Below are 15,090 nucleotides of genomic sequence, written 5' to 3' on the forward strand. Positions count from 1 at the left end.
ATGGATGTACAGCAGTTTTTTGTCGTTGCCGTTTTTTTCCTTATCCCGATATTTTGTTTCCGCGAAGCATGGAAAGGCTGGCGCGCAGGCGCGATTGATAAACGGGTTAAAAATGCACCGGAACCGGTGTATGTCTGGCGAGCAAAAAATCCCGGACTCTTTTTCGCTTATATGGTGGCATATATCGGCTTCGGAATTTTATCTATCGGCATGATTGTTTATCTTATTTTCTATCGTTAATATTTTCTCTTTTCTGTTAATTATTGAGAATAATTATTACTTCACTCAATAAGCTGCGGATATAACATTCTGAACCGCAGCTATTTGTGAATCCTTTCACAGTTTAAATTTCCCCACGCGCATAGCCTTAATATCAGCACGCAATATTTATTTAGCGTTCGCCTTAATTACTCATAGCATTAAGGAAGATCACATGCCGCAACAAAATTATCTGGATGAACTCACTCCGGCTTTTACGCCTTTACTGGCGATTAAAGAAGCCTCTCGCTGTTTATTATGTCATGACGCTCCCTGTAGTCAGGCTTGCCCGGCACAGACCGATCCGGGGAAATTTATTCGCTCAATCTACTTTCGTAATTTTAAAGGCGCTGCCGAGACAATTCGCGAAAATAATGCCCTCGGTGCCGTTTGTGCCAGAGTGTGCCCGACGGAGAAATTATGTCAAAGCGGTTGTACCCGTGCCGGTGTTGATACTCCCATTGATATCGGTCGCTTACAGCGTTTTGTTACTGATTTTGAACAACAAACTGGGATGGAAATTTATCAGCCCGGTACTAAAACGCTCGGCAAAGTCGCGATTATTGGCGCAGGTCCTGCCGGATTGCAGGCCAGTGTAACACTGACAAACCAGGGTTATGACGTCACGATTTATGAGAAAGAAGCGCACCCCGGTGGCTGGTTGCGTAACGGTATTCCGCAATTCCGGTTACCGCAATCAGTGCTGGATGCAGAGATCGCCCGTATTGAAAAAATGGGCGTGACCATTAAGTGCAACAACGAAGTCGGTAACACACTCACCCTTGAGCAGCTGAAAGCAGAAAACCGCGCGGTACTGGTCACCGTGGGGTTATCGAGCGGTTCCGGGTTATCGCTGTTTGAGCATAGCGACGTTGAGATTGCCGTGGACTTCCTGCAACGTGCACGACAGGCGCAAGGCGATATCAGCATTCCACAAAGCGCATTAATTATCGGCGGCGGTGATGTTGCGATGGACGTAGCCAGCACGCTGAAAGTTCTCGGCTGTCAGGCGGTAACCTGCGTAGCGCGTGAAGAGTTAGATGAGTTTCCGGCAAGCGAAAAAGAGTTTGCCAGCGCCCGGGAGCTGGGCGTTTCGATCATCGATGGATTCACGCCAGTAGCCGTGGAAGGCAATAAAGTCACGTTTAAGCATGTACGGTTACCGGGCGAACTGACGATGGCGGCAGATAAAATTATTCTCGCCGTCGGTCAGCATGCCAGACTGGATGCCTTTGCGGAGTTAGAGCCGCAGCGTAACACCATCAAAACACAAAATTATCAGACCCGCGATCCGCAAGTCTTTGCTGCTGGCGATATTGTTGAGGGTGACAAAACCGTGGTCTATGCCGTGAAAACCGGGAAAGAAGCCGCCGAGGCGATTCATCACTATTTAGAGGGAGCTTGCTCATGTTAACGAAAGATCTTTCGATTACTTTTTGCGGCGTGAAGTTTCCCAACCCGTTCTGCCTCTCTTCTTCGCCTGTAGGCAACTGCTATGAGATGTGTGCCAAAGCCTACGACACAGGTTGGGGCGGCGTGGTGTTTAAAACGATCGGCTTTTTTATCGCCAACGAAGTCTCGCCGCGTTTTGATCATCTGGTGAAAGAAGATACCGGTTTTATCGGCTTCAAAAATATGGAGCAGATTGCTGAACATCCGTTGGAAGAGAATCTGGCCGCCCTGCGTCGGCTGAAGGAAGATTACCCGGACAAAGTATTGATCGCTTCGATCATGGGGGAAAATGAGCAGCAATGGGAGGAGCTGGCGCGCCTGGTGCAAGAAGCTGGCGCGGATATGATCGAGTGTAACTTCTCCTGTCCGCAAATGACTTCTCATGCGATGGGTAGCGATGTCGGGCAAAGCCCGGAGCTGGTAGAAAAATATTGTCGGGCAGTGAAACGGGGTTCCACGCTGCCAATGCTGGCGAAGATGACACCGAATATCGGTGATATGTGCGAAGTGGCGCTGGCGGCGAAGCGCGGCGGCGCAGATGGCATTGCGGCGATTAACACCGTTAAATCCATCACCAATATCGATCTTAATCAGAAAATCGGTATGCCGATCGTTAACGGAAAATCGAGTATTTCCGGATATTCCGGTAAAGCGGTAAAACCGATCGCCCTGCGCTTCATTCAGCAAATGCGCACCCATCCAGAACTGCGCGATTTCCCAATCAGCGGTATCGGCGGCATTGAAACCTGGGAGGATGCGGCGGAGTTTTTATTGCTCGGCGCAGCAACGTTACAGGTCACCACCGGCATTATGCAGTACGGCTATCGCATCGTAGAAGATATGGCGAGCGGGTTATCGCATTATCTCGCCGATCAGGGATTTGATTCGTTGCAGGAGATGGTAGGTCTGGCGAATAACAATATTGTCCCGGCGGAAGATTTAGACCGCAGTTATATTGTCTATCCCCGTATCAATCTTGATAAATGTGTTGGCTGTGGACGCTGTTATATTTCCTGTTACGACGGCGGTCACCAGGCGATGGAATGGAGCGAGAAAACCCGCACACCGCATTGTAATACCGAGAAATGTGTGGGTTGTCTGCTTTGTGGTCACGTCTGCCCGGTGGGTTGTATTGAGCTCGGGGAAGTGAAGTTTAAGAAAGGCGAGAAAGAACACCCGGTAACGTTGTAAAACCAGAGACGCATCCGGCATTTGGTTCCTGTCGCCGGATGCGGCTTGAACGCCTTATCCGGCCTACAAAACCATACAAATCAGTATGTTGAGCTCATTGTAGGCCGGATAAAACGCGCCAGCGTTGCATCCGGCATTTGGCTCCTGTCGCCGGATGCGGCGTGAACGCCTTATCCGGCCTACAAAACCACACAGATCATGATGTTATGTGCGTTTATGACCGAATGCGGACCACAATCATATCACTTCTTACGCGCATACTTCAGTGAATCCAGCGCTACGGCGAAGATAATAATCGCCCCTTTGATGATGTACTGCCAGTATGGGTTTACGCCGATGTACGTCAGGCCATAGTTGATGACGGTAAAAATAATTACCCCGGTCACCACGCCAATCACCGTCCCCACACCGCCGCTGAACGATACACCGCCTACCACGCACGCCGCGATAGCATCCAGTTCATACATAAAGCCGAGGTTGTTGGTGGCAGAGCCGATACGTCCGGCTTCTAACATCCCGCCGAAGGCATAGAACACACCAGACAACGCGTAGATCATCAGCAGGTTCAGGCCGACGTTGACACCAGATACTTTTGCCGCTTCCGGGTTACCGCCAATGGCAAAAATGTTCTTACCGAAGCGGGTTTTGTTCCACAACACCCAGATGAACGCCACCGCAATCAACGCGTAGAAGGTGATGTAAGAGAGACGGAAACTCCCCAGCGCGACAAAGCCCTGAGCAAAGGTAGAGAAGCCACTGTCAAAACCAGAAATTGGCGACGCCCCGACAAAGTCGTAATAGAGCGAGTTGATGCCATAGACGATGATCATCGTGCCGAGCGTGGTAATGAACGGCGTCACGTTGAGATAAGCGATAATCAGACCGTTGATCAAACCGATCACCGCACCAATGGCACAGACAATCAGAATAACCAGCGCAATCGGCATCGTCGCCATTTCCGGGAACACTTTGTTGGCGTTATCCATGGACTGCAATAATGTCGCAGCCACCACTGCCGCCAGCCCTACCTGACGACCAGCAGAAAGATCGGTCCCCTGGGTGACAATTAACCCTGCCACACCGAGCGCGATAATAATACGCACCGATGACTGGGTGAGAATATTACTTAAGTTCAACAGACTTAAAAATGTTGGGTCCTGGAAAATAATAATCGCCAGCAAAACTAAAAGAACGACGTAAATACCGCCCTCTTTCAGGTAAGTAAGAAAACTTTTCTTATTTAACGCACTCATGGGAAGCCCCTAATCTTAAAGGTGCAAAGACGCAAGACGCAGAATTTCGTTTTGCGTTGTTGTTTTTGTATCGACAATTCCGGAAACGAGACCATTGCTCATGACCAGAATACGGTCTGTTATCCCTAACAACTCAGGCATTTCAGAGGAGATAATAATAATCCCCTTGCCTTTCTTCGCCAGTTCGGCAATTAACTGATAAATTTCAAACTTCGCCCCGACATCAATACCGCGCGTCGGTTCATCGAGCATTAATATTTCTGGTTGCGTTAGTAGCCAGCGACCAATAATCACCTTTTGCTGATTACCACCGGAGAGCGAACCAATTTGCGTCCGATGACCCGGCGTTTTTACCCGCATCGAATCAATCACCCACTGGGTATCGCTTTTCATCCGCGAGTTATCCAGTAAACCAACTTTATTTTTGTAGTTGCGAATATTGGAAATTAACGAGTTAAAACCAATATCCAGATAGGCATAAATTCCCGTTGAGCGGCGCTCCTCAGTTACCAGTGCAAATCCGTGGTTTATGGCTTCGTTGGCATTATGGTTATTGATCTGTTTGCCGTGCAACGTAATGGTGCCAGCCGATTTCTCGCGAATACCAAATAACGTCTCAACAATATCGGTACGTTTCGCCCCCACCAGCCCGGCAATACCGAGGATCTCCCCTTTATGCAGATCAAACGAGACATCGCGAATCGACGGCTGGCGCAGTGACGTTAGGTTACGCACCTCGAGGATGACTTCGCCCGGCTTGTTTTCTTTGTCAGGAAAACGCTGATTAAGAGAACGCCCAACCATCATGGCGATGATCTTGTCCATCGTCAGTCCTGCCAGCGGTTCGGTGGCGATCCACTGACCGTCGCGCAATACGGTAACTTCATCACATAACTGGAAGATTTCTTCCATTTTATGCGAGATATAAACAATACCGCAGCCGCGCTCTTTTAATTTACGAATAATAGTGAACAGATGATTGACCTCTTTTTCGGTTAACGAAGAAGTCGGTTCATCCATAATCACAATTTTCGCGTTATAGGAAAACGCTTTGGCGATTTCGATCATCTGCATTTGCGAAACGGATAATGTGCCGACGCGCGCACGCGGATCGATATCAATATCCAGTTCATCAAAAATCGCTTTGGTTTCGCGGTACATTTTGTCCTGATCGACAAACATGCCTTTGGTGGGATATCGCCCCAGCCACATGTTATCCATCACCGAACGTTGTAATACCAGGTTTAACTCCTGGTGTACCATCGAAATACCATTTTCCAGTGCTTCTTTGGCAGAATGGAAATCGATCTCTTTACCCTGGAATAAAATGGTGCCGGAGTCTTTTTGATAAATACCAAACAGGCATTTTAATAATGTCGATTTTCCTGCACCGTTTTCCCCCATTAATGCATGGATAGAATGTGGCCGGACTTTTAAATTAACGTTATCAAGTGCCTTAACACCAGGAAAGGACTTGTTGATACCGCTCATTTCCAGCAAGTATTCCCCGGAAGACGGAGTCGTTGAGCTGACCATATAATTTTACCTTGTTGGCCATACAATAAGGGCGCAGTAAACGACTGCGCCCAATCAGTCTTATTTCTTGCTGAATTCAGCCAGGTTGTCTTTATCTACGCCAACATAAGGTACGCGGACCACTTTGTTGTCGATTTTCCAGTTGGTGCCATCAGCCGCACCTTTGCCATCGGCCAGGTTTTTCGCCAGATCAAAGGTCGCTTTCGCCTGGTTGTTAGCATCGTTCAGTACTGTGCCCGCCAGTGCACCGGATTTCACCAGCGCCAGCGCTTCTGGCAGCGCATCGACGCCAAACACCGGAATGCTGGACTTGTTGTGTGCTTTCAGTGCTTCTACCGCGCCCATTGCCATCGCATCGTTGTTGGCGATAACCACTTCGATTTTGTTGGCGTTCGGGCCAGACAGCCAGGCGTCCATCTTATCTTTCGCCTGAGCGGTATCCCACATAGCGGTATCTAACTGTAACTGTTCAGTTTTAATGCCTTTGTCGTTCAGCTCTTTAATCACGTAAGTGGTACGTGCTTCTGCATCCGGATGGCCCGGTTCACCTTTCAGCAATACGAATTGAATCTGACCGTCTTTGTTCAGATCCCAACCCTGATTCGCCGCCCAGTGTTTAGCAATCAAATCGCCCTGAATAATGCCGGACTCTTTGGAATCAGTGCCAACGTAGTAGGCTTTGTCGTAGCTATCCAGCGCCTTACGAGACGGTTCTTTGTTGAAGAAAACCACCGGCACGTTTTGCCCACGCGCTTTCTCAATCACCGTACCCGCAGCTGCCGGGTCAACCAGGTTGATTGCCAGTGCCTTCACCCCTTTCGCCAGCAATACGTCGATCTGATCGTTCTGCTTGGACTGGTCATTCTGAGAATCATTCATCAGCAGCTGAACATCTGGCGCGGCTTTCGCATCTTGCTCAATAGCCTTGCGCACTACAGACATAAAGTTATCGTCGTACTTATAGATTGTTACACCAATGCGAGTATCAGCAGCGTGTGCAGCGGCACCGAATAACATGCTGGCCATCACAGCAGACAGGGTTAACACCTTCTTATTCATGGTATCTCCGGTTTTTCTTATGCAGGGTAGTGCTTGAGATAAATGCTCGGCGGGGCAGTAGAGTTAATGAAGTGTTACTGAACGCCGAAGCTCACTTTTTAAAATTCGTTCTTCCATGCCCGGTAACGCTCCAGAAAACGGCTTTAATTGTTGTTATGACGCTATTACCTCGGTGAAAGTGATTATTCACTGTTACATACGGGTTACAACGTTAAAACGGTGCAATCATAGCTATCACATTGTTAAGATACTGTGAAATCACTCACAGATTGAAAGCGGTTACATCGCCAGATTTGTTGAGTTAGTGATCGCCGCCGCATTCTGGCGTGTTGCGACAGAATGGCGACGCACTAACGTCGGCATAAAACAGTGGCTGGCACGAGGATCAATATTGCCTGCTGCCCCCTGCAAGGCCAGTTCGGTGGCTAATTTCGCCATTGAAGCAATGGGATAACGCACGGTCGTTAATTGCGGGTCGGTGTAACGGGCGATGGGAATATCATCGAAACCGATGATTGAGAGATGTAACGGAATCGCAATGCCATTATCTTTTAATGCTGTCAGTGCGCCAGCGGCCATATTGTCGTTATAAGCAAATACAGCGGTAAGTTGTAGATTGCGCCCCAGCAGTTCAACCATCGCCGCCTCACCGCCCGGCATGTCCGGCGTGCCAGTGCCAATCCAGCCTTCCGGCGGAATAATATCCTGCTCTTTCAACGCACTCATCCAGCCTGCTTTACGCATGGCGTCATCTTCAATGCCGTGACTGGAAGAAAGATAACCAATACGTTGATGACCGTTATTCAGCAACATGCGCGTCGCCATTCGGGCACCGCTGAGATTATCCAGGCAAACGCAACGATGGGCGTACCCCGGCACAACGCGGTTGATTAACACCATACCGGGAATGTTATCCATAAATTGCGCCAGTTCATCGTCACTCAATGCTTTTGAGTGAACAATCAATGCATTACAACGCTGGCGAATTAACACCTCAATGGCGTGACGTTCTTTTTCCGCTTCATGATAGCTATTGCCGATTAGCACGTATTTCTGATGCTGCTGGGCGACCAGATCCACCGCTTTTACCAGCGCGCCGAAAAACGCATCAGAAACGTCCATCACCACCACGCCAATGGTGTCGCTAACCTGAGTTGCCAGCGCCTGGGCATTGGCGTTTGGCCGATAATCCAGCTCACTCACGGCTTTCATTACTGCTTCACGCGTGTCGGCACTGACCAGCGTGCTGTTATTGAGCACCCGGGAAACCGTTGCCACAGAGACGCCAGCCTGACGCGCTACATCACGAATGGTGATCATATTCACTACCTGTTATGAGATTGCAGTAAATTACTGCTTGCTGGCGGCTATTTTGTCAGCACTGAATACAGGACTTCGTGAATCGAGTCACAGCAATGGAAACGGTTACAGCCGTTTTGTTAACGAATGTGATCCAGATCGTTATCTTGATGTTTTAGATATTGCTGGTCCGGCAGCACGCAAAGTTAACTGACGCCAGAGCCATTCCACCGGCCCCTGGCGGAAGTAACGCAGCCAGATAACAGAGAAGAGAATATTCGCCAGCCATACCGGAATAACAAACGCCAGCAATTCCAGACGGTCAAACTGCATAAACAAACCGAGGTGATAAAAAAGCGTGGTACAAATCAGCGTTTGCAATAGATAGTTGGTCAGCGCCATCCGTCCGACGCAGGCGATCGCAAGCACCAGCTTAAAGCGGCTCAATTGCGGCCAGAAACCATAAAACAGCGACGCATAGCCAATCGCCTGAAACGGTGCACTCAGTTCCCGCGGCATCTGAAGTAAGAAGGCGCACCAGCGATATGCCCAGTCCAGCCGCCATTGCAGGGCGATGGCAGGAAGGTTAATGATCACCCCAATCGCCACCAGCACAAAACCAGTACGACGATAGTGACGTAAGCTGAACTGCCCTTTCAGCCAGCCACTGCGCATCAATGCGGCACCAATGAGCATCATCCCAGCCAGTTGCCAGCCATACTGTGCGCCCAGTGCCAGTAAACTGTTGCCAATACCATCGGCACGATTACTGATCGCTTCAACGCCGCCGTGAAGCTTCCAGTATTTTTCATACAAAATAGCCGATGCATCCGGCGTCCAGGCGCGGCTGGTCTGGCTATCGGAAATCAACCCCAATAACAGCAAAACGCCAAGCCCCACCAGATAAAGCATGACGCCGGTATTAAACAGGCTTTTTACCGATGGCGCATCGCGCACCAGCCGCCAGCAGATTAAGCCCACCAGCCCGTAAGCCAGCAGAATATCGCCGTCCCAGAACAATAAACCGTGAATAAAGCCCAGCAAGACTAACAGCGTTAACCGCGACTGGATCCAGCGTCTGCCACGGGGCAGCAACATTTGCAGGCCAGCACCAAACAGCAGCGCAAAAAGCGTGAGGAATTTCACCTGGCCGATGAGATCGAGAAATGCCCAGGTCCATGCATCCTGCGGCGTAATAGCGCCGTACCAGGCGGGATTAAGATAAGCCGCCTTTGGTAGCCCAAAGGCGCTGATGTTTAATAGCAGGATCCCCAGAATGGCGACGCCGCGAACAAAATCGAGCGTGACGTTGCGCTCCATGGTTCCTGCCTTTTAATCAGTTGTGATGACGCACAGCGCGCAGAAACTCGTGGCGCGTATTCTGACTGGATTTGAACAATCCACCAAGAGAGGTCGTTGTCGTGGCACTGGTTGCATCGCGGATGCCACGCGCCTTCACGCAGTAATGCACCGCGTCGATAGAGACAGCCACGTTATTGGTGCCCAGCAGCGTTTGTAGCGCAATAAGAATTTGCTGCGTCAGACGTTCCTGCACCTGCGGACGCTGGGCAAAGAACTGCACGATACGGTTAATTTTTGACAGACCGATCACCGAATCTTTCGGGATATAAGCCACCGTCGCTTTGCCATCGATGGTAACAAAATGGTGTTCACAGGTACTGGTCAGAGTGATATCGCGCACGGTGACCATTTCATCGACCTTCATTTTGTTTTCAATGAGGGTGATTTTCGGGAAGTTGGCGTAATCCAGACCGGAGAAAATTTCATCGACATACATTTTAGCGATGCGATGCGGCGTTTCCATCAAACTGTCATCAGCCAGGTCGAGATTCAGCAGCTGCATGATTTCGGTCATATGACCAGCAATAAGGCTTTTGCGCGTTTCGTTATCCATTTCATGCACGGGCGGGCGCAGCGGTGTTTCCAGTCCTCGCGCAACTAACGCTTCATGAACCAGGGCCGCTTCTTTACTGAGTGATGGCATTTATGATTTCTCCTGCAGGTGTGACGCCTCCGCCCTGCGTGGGGGCAAAGTTATTAAGCTGATTTACAGCCTGATTATTGTGCGTGAGGCGGCGCACATAATCCAGTATTCACAGCGATAATTATTGTAATTGCCGCTGCCTTTCATCAGCAGATGTTAAAACATCGTTATGCAAATACGGAAGTGAAAGTTACTCACAGCACATTGAATAAACGGTATGATGAAGAAATTGCAAACAACACAACAAGGAGCCACGCATGGAAATGCTCGAAGAGCACCGCTGTTTTGAAGGCTGGCAGCAACGCTGGCGACACGACTCCAGTACCTTAAACTGTCCGATGACGTTCAGTATCTTTCTCCCACCACCTCGTGATCACACCCCGCCTCCAGTGCTGTACTGGCTTTCCGGATTAACCTGCAATGACGAGAACTTCACCACCAAGGCGGGTGCTCAGCGGGTAGCGGCGGAACTGGGGATTGTGCTGGTAATGCCAGACACCAGCCCGCGCGGCGAAAAGGTTGCCAACGACGATGGCTACGATTTAGGCCAGGGCGCAGGCTTTTATCTTAATGCCACGCAACCGCCGTGGGCGACGCATTACCGGATGTATGATTATCTGCGCGATGAATTACCGGCGCTGGTTCAGTCGCAATTTAATGTCAGCGACCGCTGCGCTATTAGCGGTCATTCAATGGGTGGTCACGGTGCGCTGATTATGGCGCTGAAAAACCCGGGCAAATACACCAGCGTTTCGGCCTTTGCGCCAATTGTGAATCCGTGCAGCGTCCCGTGGGGAATCAAAGCGTTTAGCCGCTATTTAGGTGAGGGCAAAAATGCATGGCTGGAATGGGACAGTTGCGCGCTGATGTATGCCAGTAACGCGCAGGATGCGATCCCGACGCTTATCGATCAGGGTGATAACGATCAGTTTCTTGCTGACCAACTGCAACCTGCAGTACTTGCAGAAGCCGCGCGCCAGAAAGCGTGGCCGATGACGCTGCGTATTCAGCCGGGATATGATCACAGTTACTACTTCATCGCCTCTTTTATAGAGGATCACCTGCGCTTCCATGCGCAGTATTTACTGAAGTGAAAGTCCGCCCGGTTCGCCGGGCATCTTCTTATCAGAAGCGATAATCCACTGCCATAAAGTAACGACGTCCGTCTTCGTTATAGCTGTAGTCGTCACGACTGAGATCCTTGTCGCCAAGGTTCAGCACGCCTGCGCGCAGTTTGACGTCTTTAGTCACCTGCCAGGCCGCGCCGGTATTCCAGATGGTATAACCGCCCGGTGTTTTAGCCGTCGCGCTGTCGGCTCGTTTCTGCCCGGTATAGTGACCAGAAACATAGAATGACCAGTCTTCCAGCGCCAGCGGTTTCCAGTCCAGCGTACCGTTAGCGGTATGGAACGGCAGATCGGATAGCGGTTTGTTTTCGCCGTTGCTGACATCACGACCATCGTTGTAGGTGTAGTTGAGTGACAGTTTCCATTCATCGTTGAACGGAATTTTCAGCTCGGTTTCCACGCCCTGAATACGTGCTTTGTTAACGTTGTAGTAGCTAAATACCGGCACACCGTTCGCTGTAAAACCAACAAAGTTTTGGTAGCCCGGTGCAGCATTGACGTCAGACGTACGGCTGATGCTGATACGATCTTTCACATCGTTACGGAAAACGGTAACGCTGGATTCAACCCCTTCCAGCCAGCCTTCTTCACCCATGTAGTAAAGCCCCAGCTCCCAACTTTCGCTGGTTTCTGGTTTCAGATCCGGGCTACCCACAATCTTACATGCGCCACGGCAGGAATTGCTCGTCCAGTCAGGGCTAAGTTGCAACAGAGAAGGTGCTTTAAATGCCGTCGCCCAGCCCCCTTTCACCGTTACGGTGTCGGTGGCGTTATAAACCAGGTAGGCACGCGGACTCCAGTGTTCACCGTAGGTTTCGTGATCGTCCATACGCACGCCGGTCGTCAGCGCCAGCGGCTCGAAGATCCGCCATTCATCTTCCACAAACAGCGCGTACTGGCTGGCAGACGTTTTGGAGCTGGTTCCCCCGGTCAGGTTCACCGCATCGCTAAGTTTGTCGTGACGCCATTCACCGCCAACCGTGAGAAACTGATTAATCGCCGTCAGCGGCAACGTGTATTTGCCGTCGACCGTATTGCTTTCGGAAGTTATCGGGCTGCTGTTGCCAGGGTTTTTGTTCTCGACTTTCTCACCGTAGTATTTCAGTTCGCTGGTGCCGTAATCCCAACGCCCATTATGGCTGACGGAGTAGTTCTGGCGTTCCAGGCGGTTTTTGTCCAGCGAGTCGGAATCACGATCCTGACGGTCGAAACCGTATCCGGCAGTAAAATCGTGATTTTGATTCGGTGTCCAGGCAAATTCGACATTGCCGTCGCGGCTGGAGAATCCTTCAATACGCGGCGTTTCTCCGGTATCGGTGGTCGTTGAGTTTTGCGGGTCATCCTTTTCACGTTTTGCCAGGCTGCCGTAAGCTTTCATTCCCAGCACACCGTCAATTAATGGTCCGCTGGTAAAGAACTGACCGTTATAGGTATCACCGCGATCGCGATGTTCCTGAATGGTGGTATCGACGGTAACGGTACCCGACCATTTCTGACCGATTTTTTTGGTGATGATATTCACTACACCGCCGAGCGCATCGGAACCGTACAGCGACGACATCGGGCCACGGACCACTTCAATACGTTCGATGGAATCGACCGGGATCCAGTTCAGATCGAAATCATTGTGGCGGAAGACGGCATTGCGGGAGTTAACGCGTTTACCGTCGACAAGAATCAGGGTGTAGCTGCTGTCCAGACCACGAATACTAACGCCCTTACGGTTATCCCCTTCGTTCGTCAGTTGTACGCCAGGCACTTCTTTGAGGACATCCTTCAGATTCTGTACCGGTTTTCGCTGCAGGTCTTCCTGGGTAATGACGCTGATACTGGCGGGTGCATCTTTAAGGTTTTGTTCAACGGAAGATGCAGTGACAACCATCGTTTCGCCATCATCATCGACCGCTAACACAGGCCATGCACAAGAAATAGCGGACAAACACAGCCCGACCCGTACGAAAGGGTTCAACCTAAACATTCCATATCTCCATGAGGTAACTACGAAAATAAAATGGGTTATCGCTCACATCTTCTTCACGTCCCCTTGCGTACGGCAGCATCGCGGTGGACTTATTTGTATGCAGGTGATCATCCCAGAAAGCCGGACCAGCCTCTGATTTGTCAGCCTTTTTTGATTGCGTCGTAACGATAATGCAAACGATAACAATTATCAATCCAAATGTTAAATTTTATATCCGCATGATTTGTCAGGGAAATGGAATTGAAAAAGCCCTCTCGGTTGAGAGGGCTTAGCAAGGAAGGGAGAAACTTATTTCTTATCGTTCTGCGGGAACTTCATTTCGCTGTAGCGTACGAAGTGGGTTCCTTTAATCAGCTTGTAGCCGAACCAAATAATCAGGAACAGCGGGATACCAATATACGTTGCCGCTACGCCGCCCCAGTCAATGGTATCTTTAAGGAACGCTTCGTAGTTCTGGCCCAAAGTGATAATCAGACACAGAATGAATGCGAAGATCGGCCCCAATGGGAAGAAACCTGAACGGTACGGCAGATCGTTAATGTCGTGTCCTTGCAATACGTAACCGCGACGGAAGCGATAGTGGCTAATGGCAATCCCCAGCCAGGCGATAAAACCCGTCATCCCGGAGGTGTTCAGCAGCCACAGGTATACCGTCTGGTTGCCAAACATGGAGGTCAGGAAGCACAGACCGGCAATCACCGTCGTCGCATACAGCGCATTACGCGGCACGCCACCACGCGACAGTTTAGCGAAAATGCGCGGCGCTTTACCGTCACACGCCAGGGTGTACAGCATACGAGTAGACGCATACATACCGGAGTTACCCGCTGACAGCACCGCCGTCAGAATAACTGCGTTCATCACCGCCGCCGCAGAGAGCAGACCCGCGTGCTGGAACACCAGGGTGAACGGACTAACGCTGATGTCTTTAACATCGTTACGTAGCAGGCTTGGATCGGTGTACGGAATAATCAGGCTGATAATCAGGATCGCGAACACATAGAACAACAGGATTCGCCAGAACACCTGACGTACCGCGCGTGGAATGTTTTTCCCCGGATCTTCGGACTCGCCTGCAGCAATACCGATCAGCTCGGTTCCCTGGAAAGAGAAGCCGACAATCATAGCTACGCCGATCATCGCCGCAAAACCACCAGCAAACGGCGCTTCGCCGATTGTCCAGTTGCTCCAGCCCGCAGGCTGCGCGCCTTTGAAGATACCGATAATCATCAGCACGCCAACGATGATAAAGACAATAACTGTCGTGACTTTGATCAGTGAGAACCAGTATTCCGCTTCACCAAAGCCGCGAACAGAGATGTAGTTCAGCAGGAAGATAACGCCGAGGAACAACGCACTCCAGATCCAGCCCGGTGTATCCGGGAACCACCAGCTCATGACCAGCTGAGCTGCAACCAGGTCAACGGCAATAGTCACCGCCCAGTTGTACCAGTAGTTCCAGCCCAGCGCGAAGCCAAAGCCCTCTTCAACATAGTTCTGACCGTAAGTGGCAAACGAACCGGAAACCGGCATATATGCAGCCAGTTCACCGAGACTGGTCATCAGGAAGTAAACCATCAGGCCAATCAACATATACGAGAGCAATGCCCCGCCCGGACCTGCCTGAGAAATCGTTGCGCCAGAGGCAACAAAAAGACCTGTACCGATGGAACCGCCAATGGCAATCATCGTCAGGTGACGCGCCTTTAATTCACGGCGTAAGCCCGGCGCTTCTGTGGTTTTAGTTTCGGAAACCATACAAAAATGCTATCCATCTAAAAAATGAGGCGCGATTGTAGCAGACGATTGGCAATCCTTCCGGCAGAAATACACGGTTATAAGACACCTTCATGATCGCCCCGGGATTATAAGTAAAGCAGCCAATCTCTTTTCTGGCGAATGCATGCTGAAGGCGCTGCGTCACGAAAT

General features: G+C 50.4%; 12 protein-coding genes. 4 read left to right on the top strand and 8 right to left on the bottom strand.

What is annotated here, in order from left to right; genetic code table 11:
- The 3 genes from HUZ68_RS14765 to preA all read left to right on the top strand — a co-directional run bounded on the left by HUZ68_RS14765 (position 1) and on the right by preA (position 2,901).
- Entirely contained in the window at positions 1-240 is a 240-nt protein-coding gene (locus tag HUZ68_RS14765) for a DUF2542 family protein (RefSeq protein ID WP_000383096.1), read from the top strand.
- Between the two features lie 193 nt (positions 241-433).
- On the top strand, positions 434-1,672 hold the full coding sequence (preT, locus tag HUZ68_RS14770) for an NAD-dependent dihydropyrimidine dehydrogenase subunit PreT (protein WP_001136365.1): 1,239 nt from the start codon (positions 434-436) through the stop codon (positions 1,670-1,672).
- Complete coding sequence (preA, locus tag HUZ68_RS14775; protein WP_000956071.1) at positions 1,666-2,901, top strand: NAD-dependent dihydropyrimidine dehydrogenase subunit PreA; 1,236 nt, start codon at positions 1,666-1,668, stop codon at positions 2,899-2,901. The genes preT and preA overlap by 7 nt, the downstream gene beginning before the upstream one ends.
- Positions 2,902-3,143: 242 nt before the next feature.
- Here the strand turns inward: preA and mglC are convergent, their stop codons facing one another.
- The 6 genes from mglC to folE all read right to left on the bottom strand — a co-directional run bounded on the left by mglC (position 3,144) and on the right by folE (position 10,053).
- On the bottom strand, positions 3,144-4,154 hold the full coding sequence (gene mglC, locus HUZ68_RS14780) for a galactose/methyl galactoside ABC transporter permease MglC (protein WP_032325346.1): 1,011 nt from the start codon (positions 4,152-4,154) through the stop codon (positions 3,144-3,146).
- 15 nt (positions 4,155-4,169) lie between these two features.
- Positions 4,170-5,690 (bottom strand): galactose/methyl galactoside ABC transporter ATP-binding protein MglA, encoded by a 1,521-nt coding sequence (mglA, locus tag HUZ68_RS14785; protein ID WP_000255039.1) that lies wholly within the window; start codon positions 5,688-5,690, stop codon positions 4,170-4,172.
- Positions 5,691-5,750: 60 nt separating this feature from the next.
- On the bottom strand, positions 5,751-6,749 hold the full coding sequence (gene mglB / locus HUZ68_RS14790; protein WP_001036964.1) for a galactose/glucose ABC transporter substrate-binding protein MglB: 999 nt from the start codon (positions 6,747-6,749) through the stop codon (positions 5,751-5,753).
- 279 nt (positions 6,750-7,028) lie between these two features.
- Positions 7,029-8,069 (bottom strand): HTH-type transcriptional regulator GalS, encoded by a 1,041-nt coding sequence (galS, locus tag HUZ68_RS14795; RefSeq protein ID WP_001625502.1) that lies wholly within the window; start codon positions 8,067-8,069, stop codon positions 7,029-7,031.
- Positions 8,070-8,210: 141 nt separating this feature from the next.
- Positions 8,211-9,368 (bottom strand): DUF418 domain-containing protein YeiB, encoded by a 1,158-nt coding sequence (gene yeiB, locus HUZ68_RS14800; RefSeq protein WP_239593917.1) that lies wholly within the window; start codon positions 9,366-9,368, stop codon positions 8,211-8,213.
- 16 nt (positions 9,369-9,384) lie between these two features.
- Positions 9,385-10,053, bottom strand: coding sequence for a GTP cyclohydrolase I FolE (gene folE, locus HUZ68_RS14805; protein ID WP_001139613.1), 669 nt, complete (start codon positions 10,051-10,053; stop codon positions 9,385-9,387).
- Between the two features lie 257 nt (positions 10,054-10,310).
- On the opposite strand from folE, the gene yeiG reads away from it, so the two are divergent.
- The gene (yeiG, locus tag HUZ68_RS14810; protein ID WP_097489611.1) at positions 10,311-11,147 is read left to right on the top strand and encodes an S-formylglutathione hydrolase; all 837 of its coding nucleotides are present in this window, start codon (positions 10,311-10,313) and stop codon (positions 11,145-11,147) included.
- Between the two features lie 31 nt (positions 11,148-11,178).
- Here the strand turns inward: yeiG and cirA are convergent, their stop codons facing one another.
- Positions 11,179-13,158 carry a catecholate siderophore receptor CirA gene (gene cirA / locus HUZ68_RS14815; RefSeq protein ID WP_000489254.1) on the bottom strand — a complete coding sequence of 660 codons (1,980 nt, stop codon included), beginning with the start codon at positions 13,156-13,158 and terminating at the stop codon, positions 11,179-11,181.
- A gap of 291 nt (positions 13,159-13,449) precedes the next feature.
- Entirely contained in the window at positions 13,450-14,919 is a 1,470-nt protein-coding gene (gene lysP / locus HUZ68_RS14820) for a lysine-specific permease (RefSeq protein WP_000253274.1), read from the bottom strand.
- Positions 14,920-15,090: the final 171 nt, after the last annotated feature.

The organism is Shigella dysenteriae (genome assembly GCF_022354085.1).
Classification (GTDB): Bacteria; Pseudomonadota; Gammaproteobacteria; order Enterobacterales; family Enterobacteriaceae; genus Escherichia; species Escherichia coli.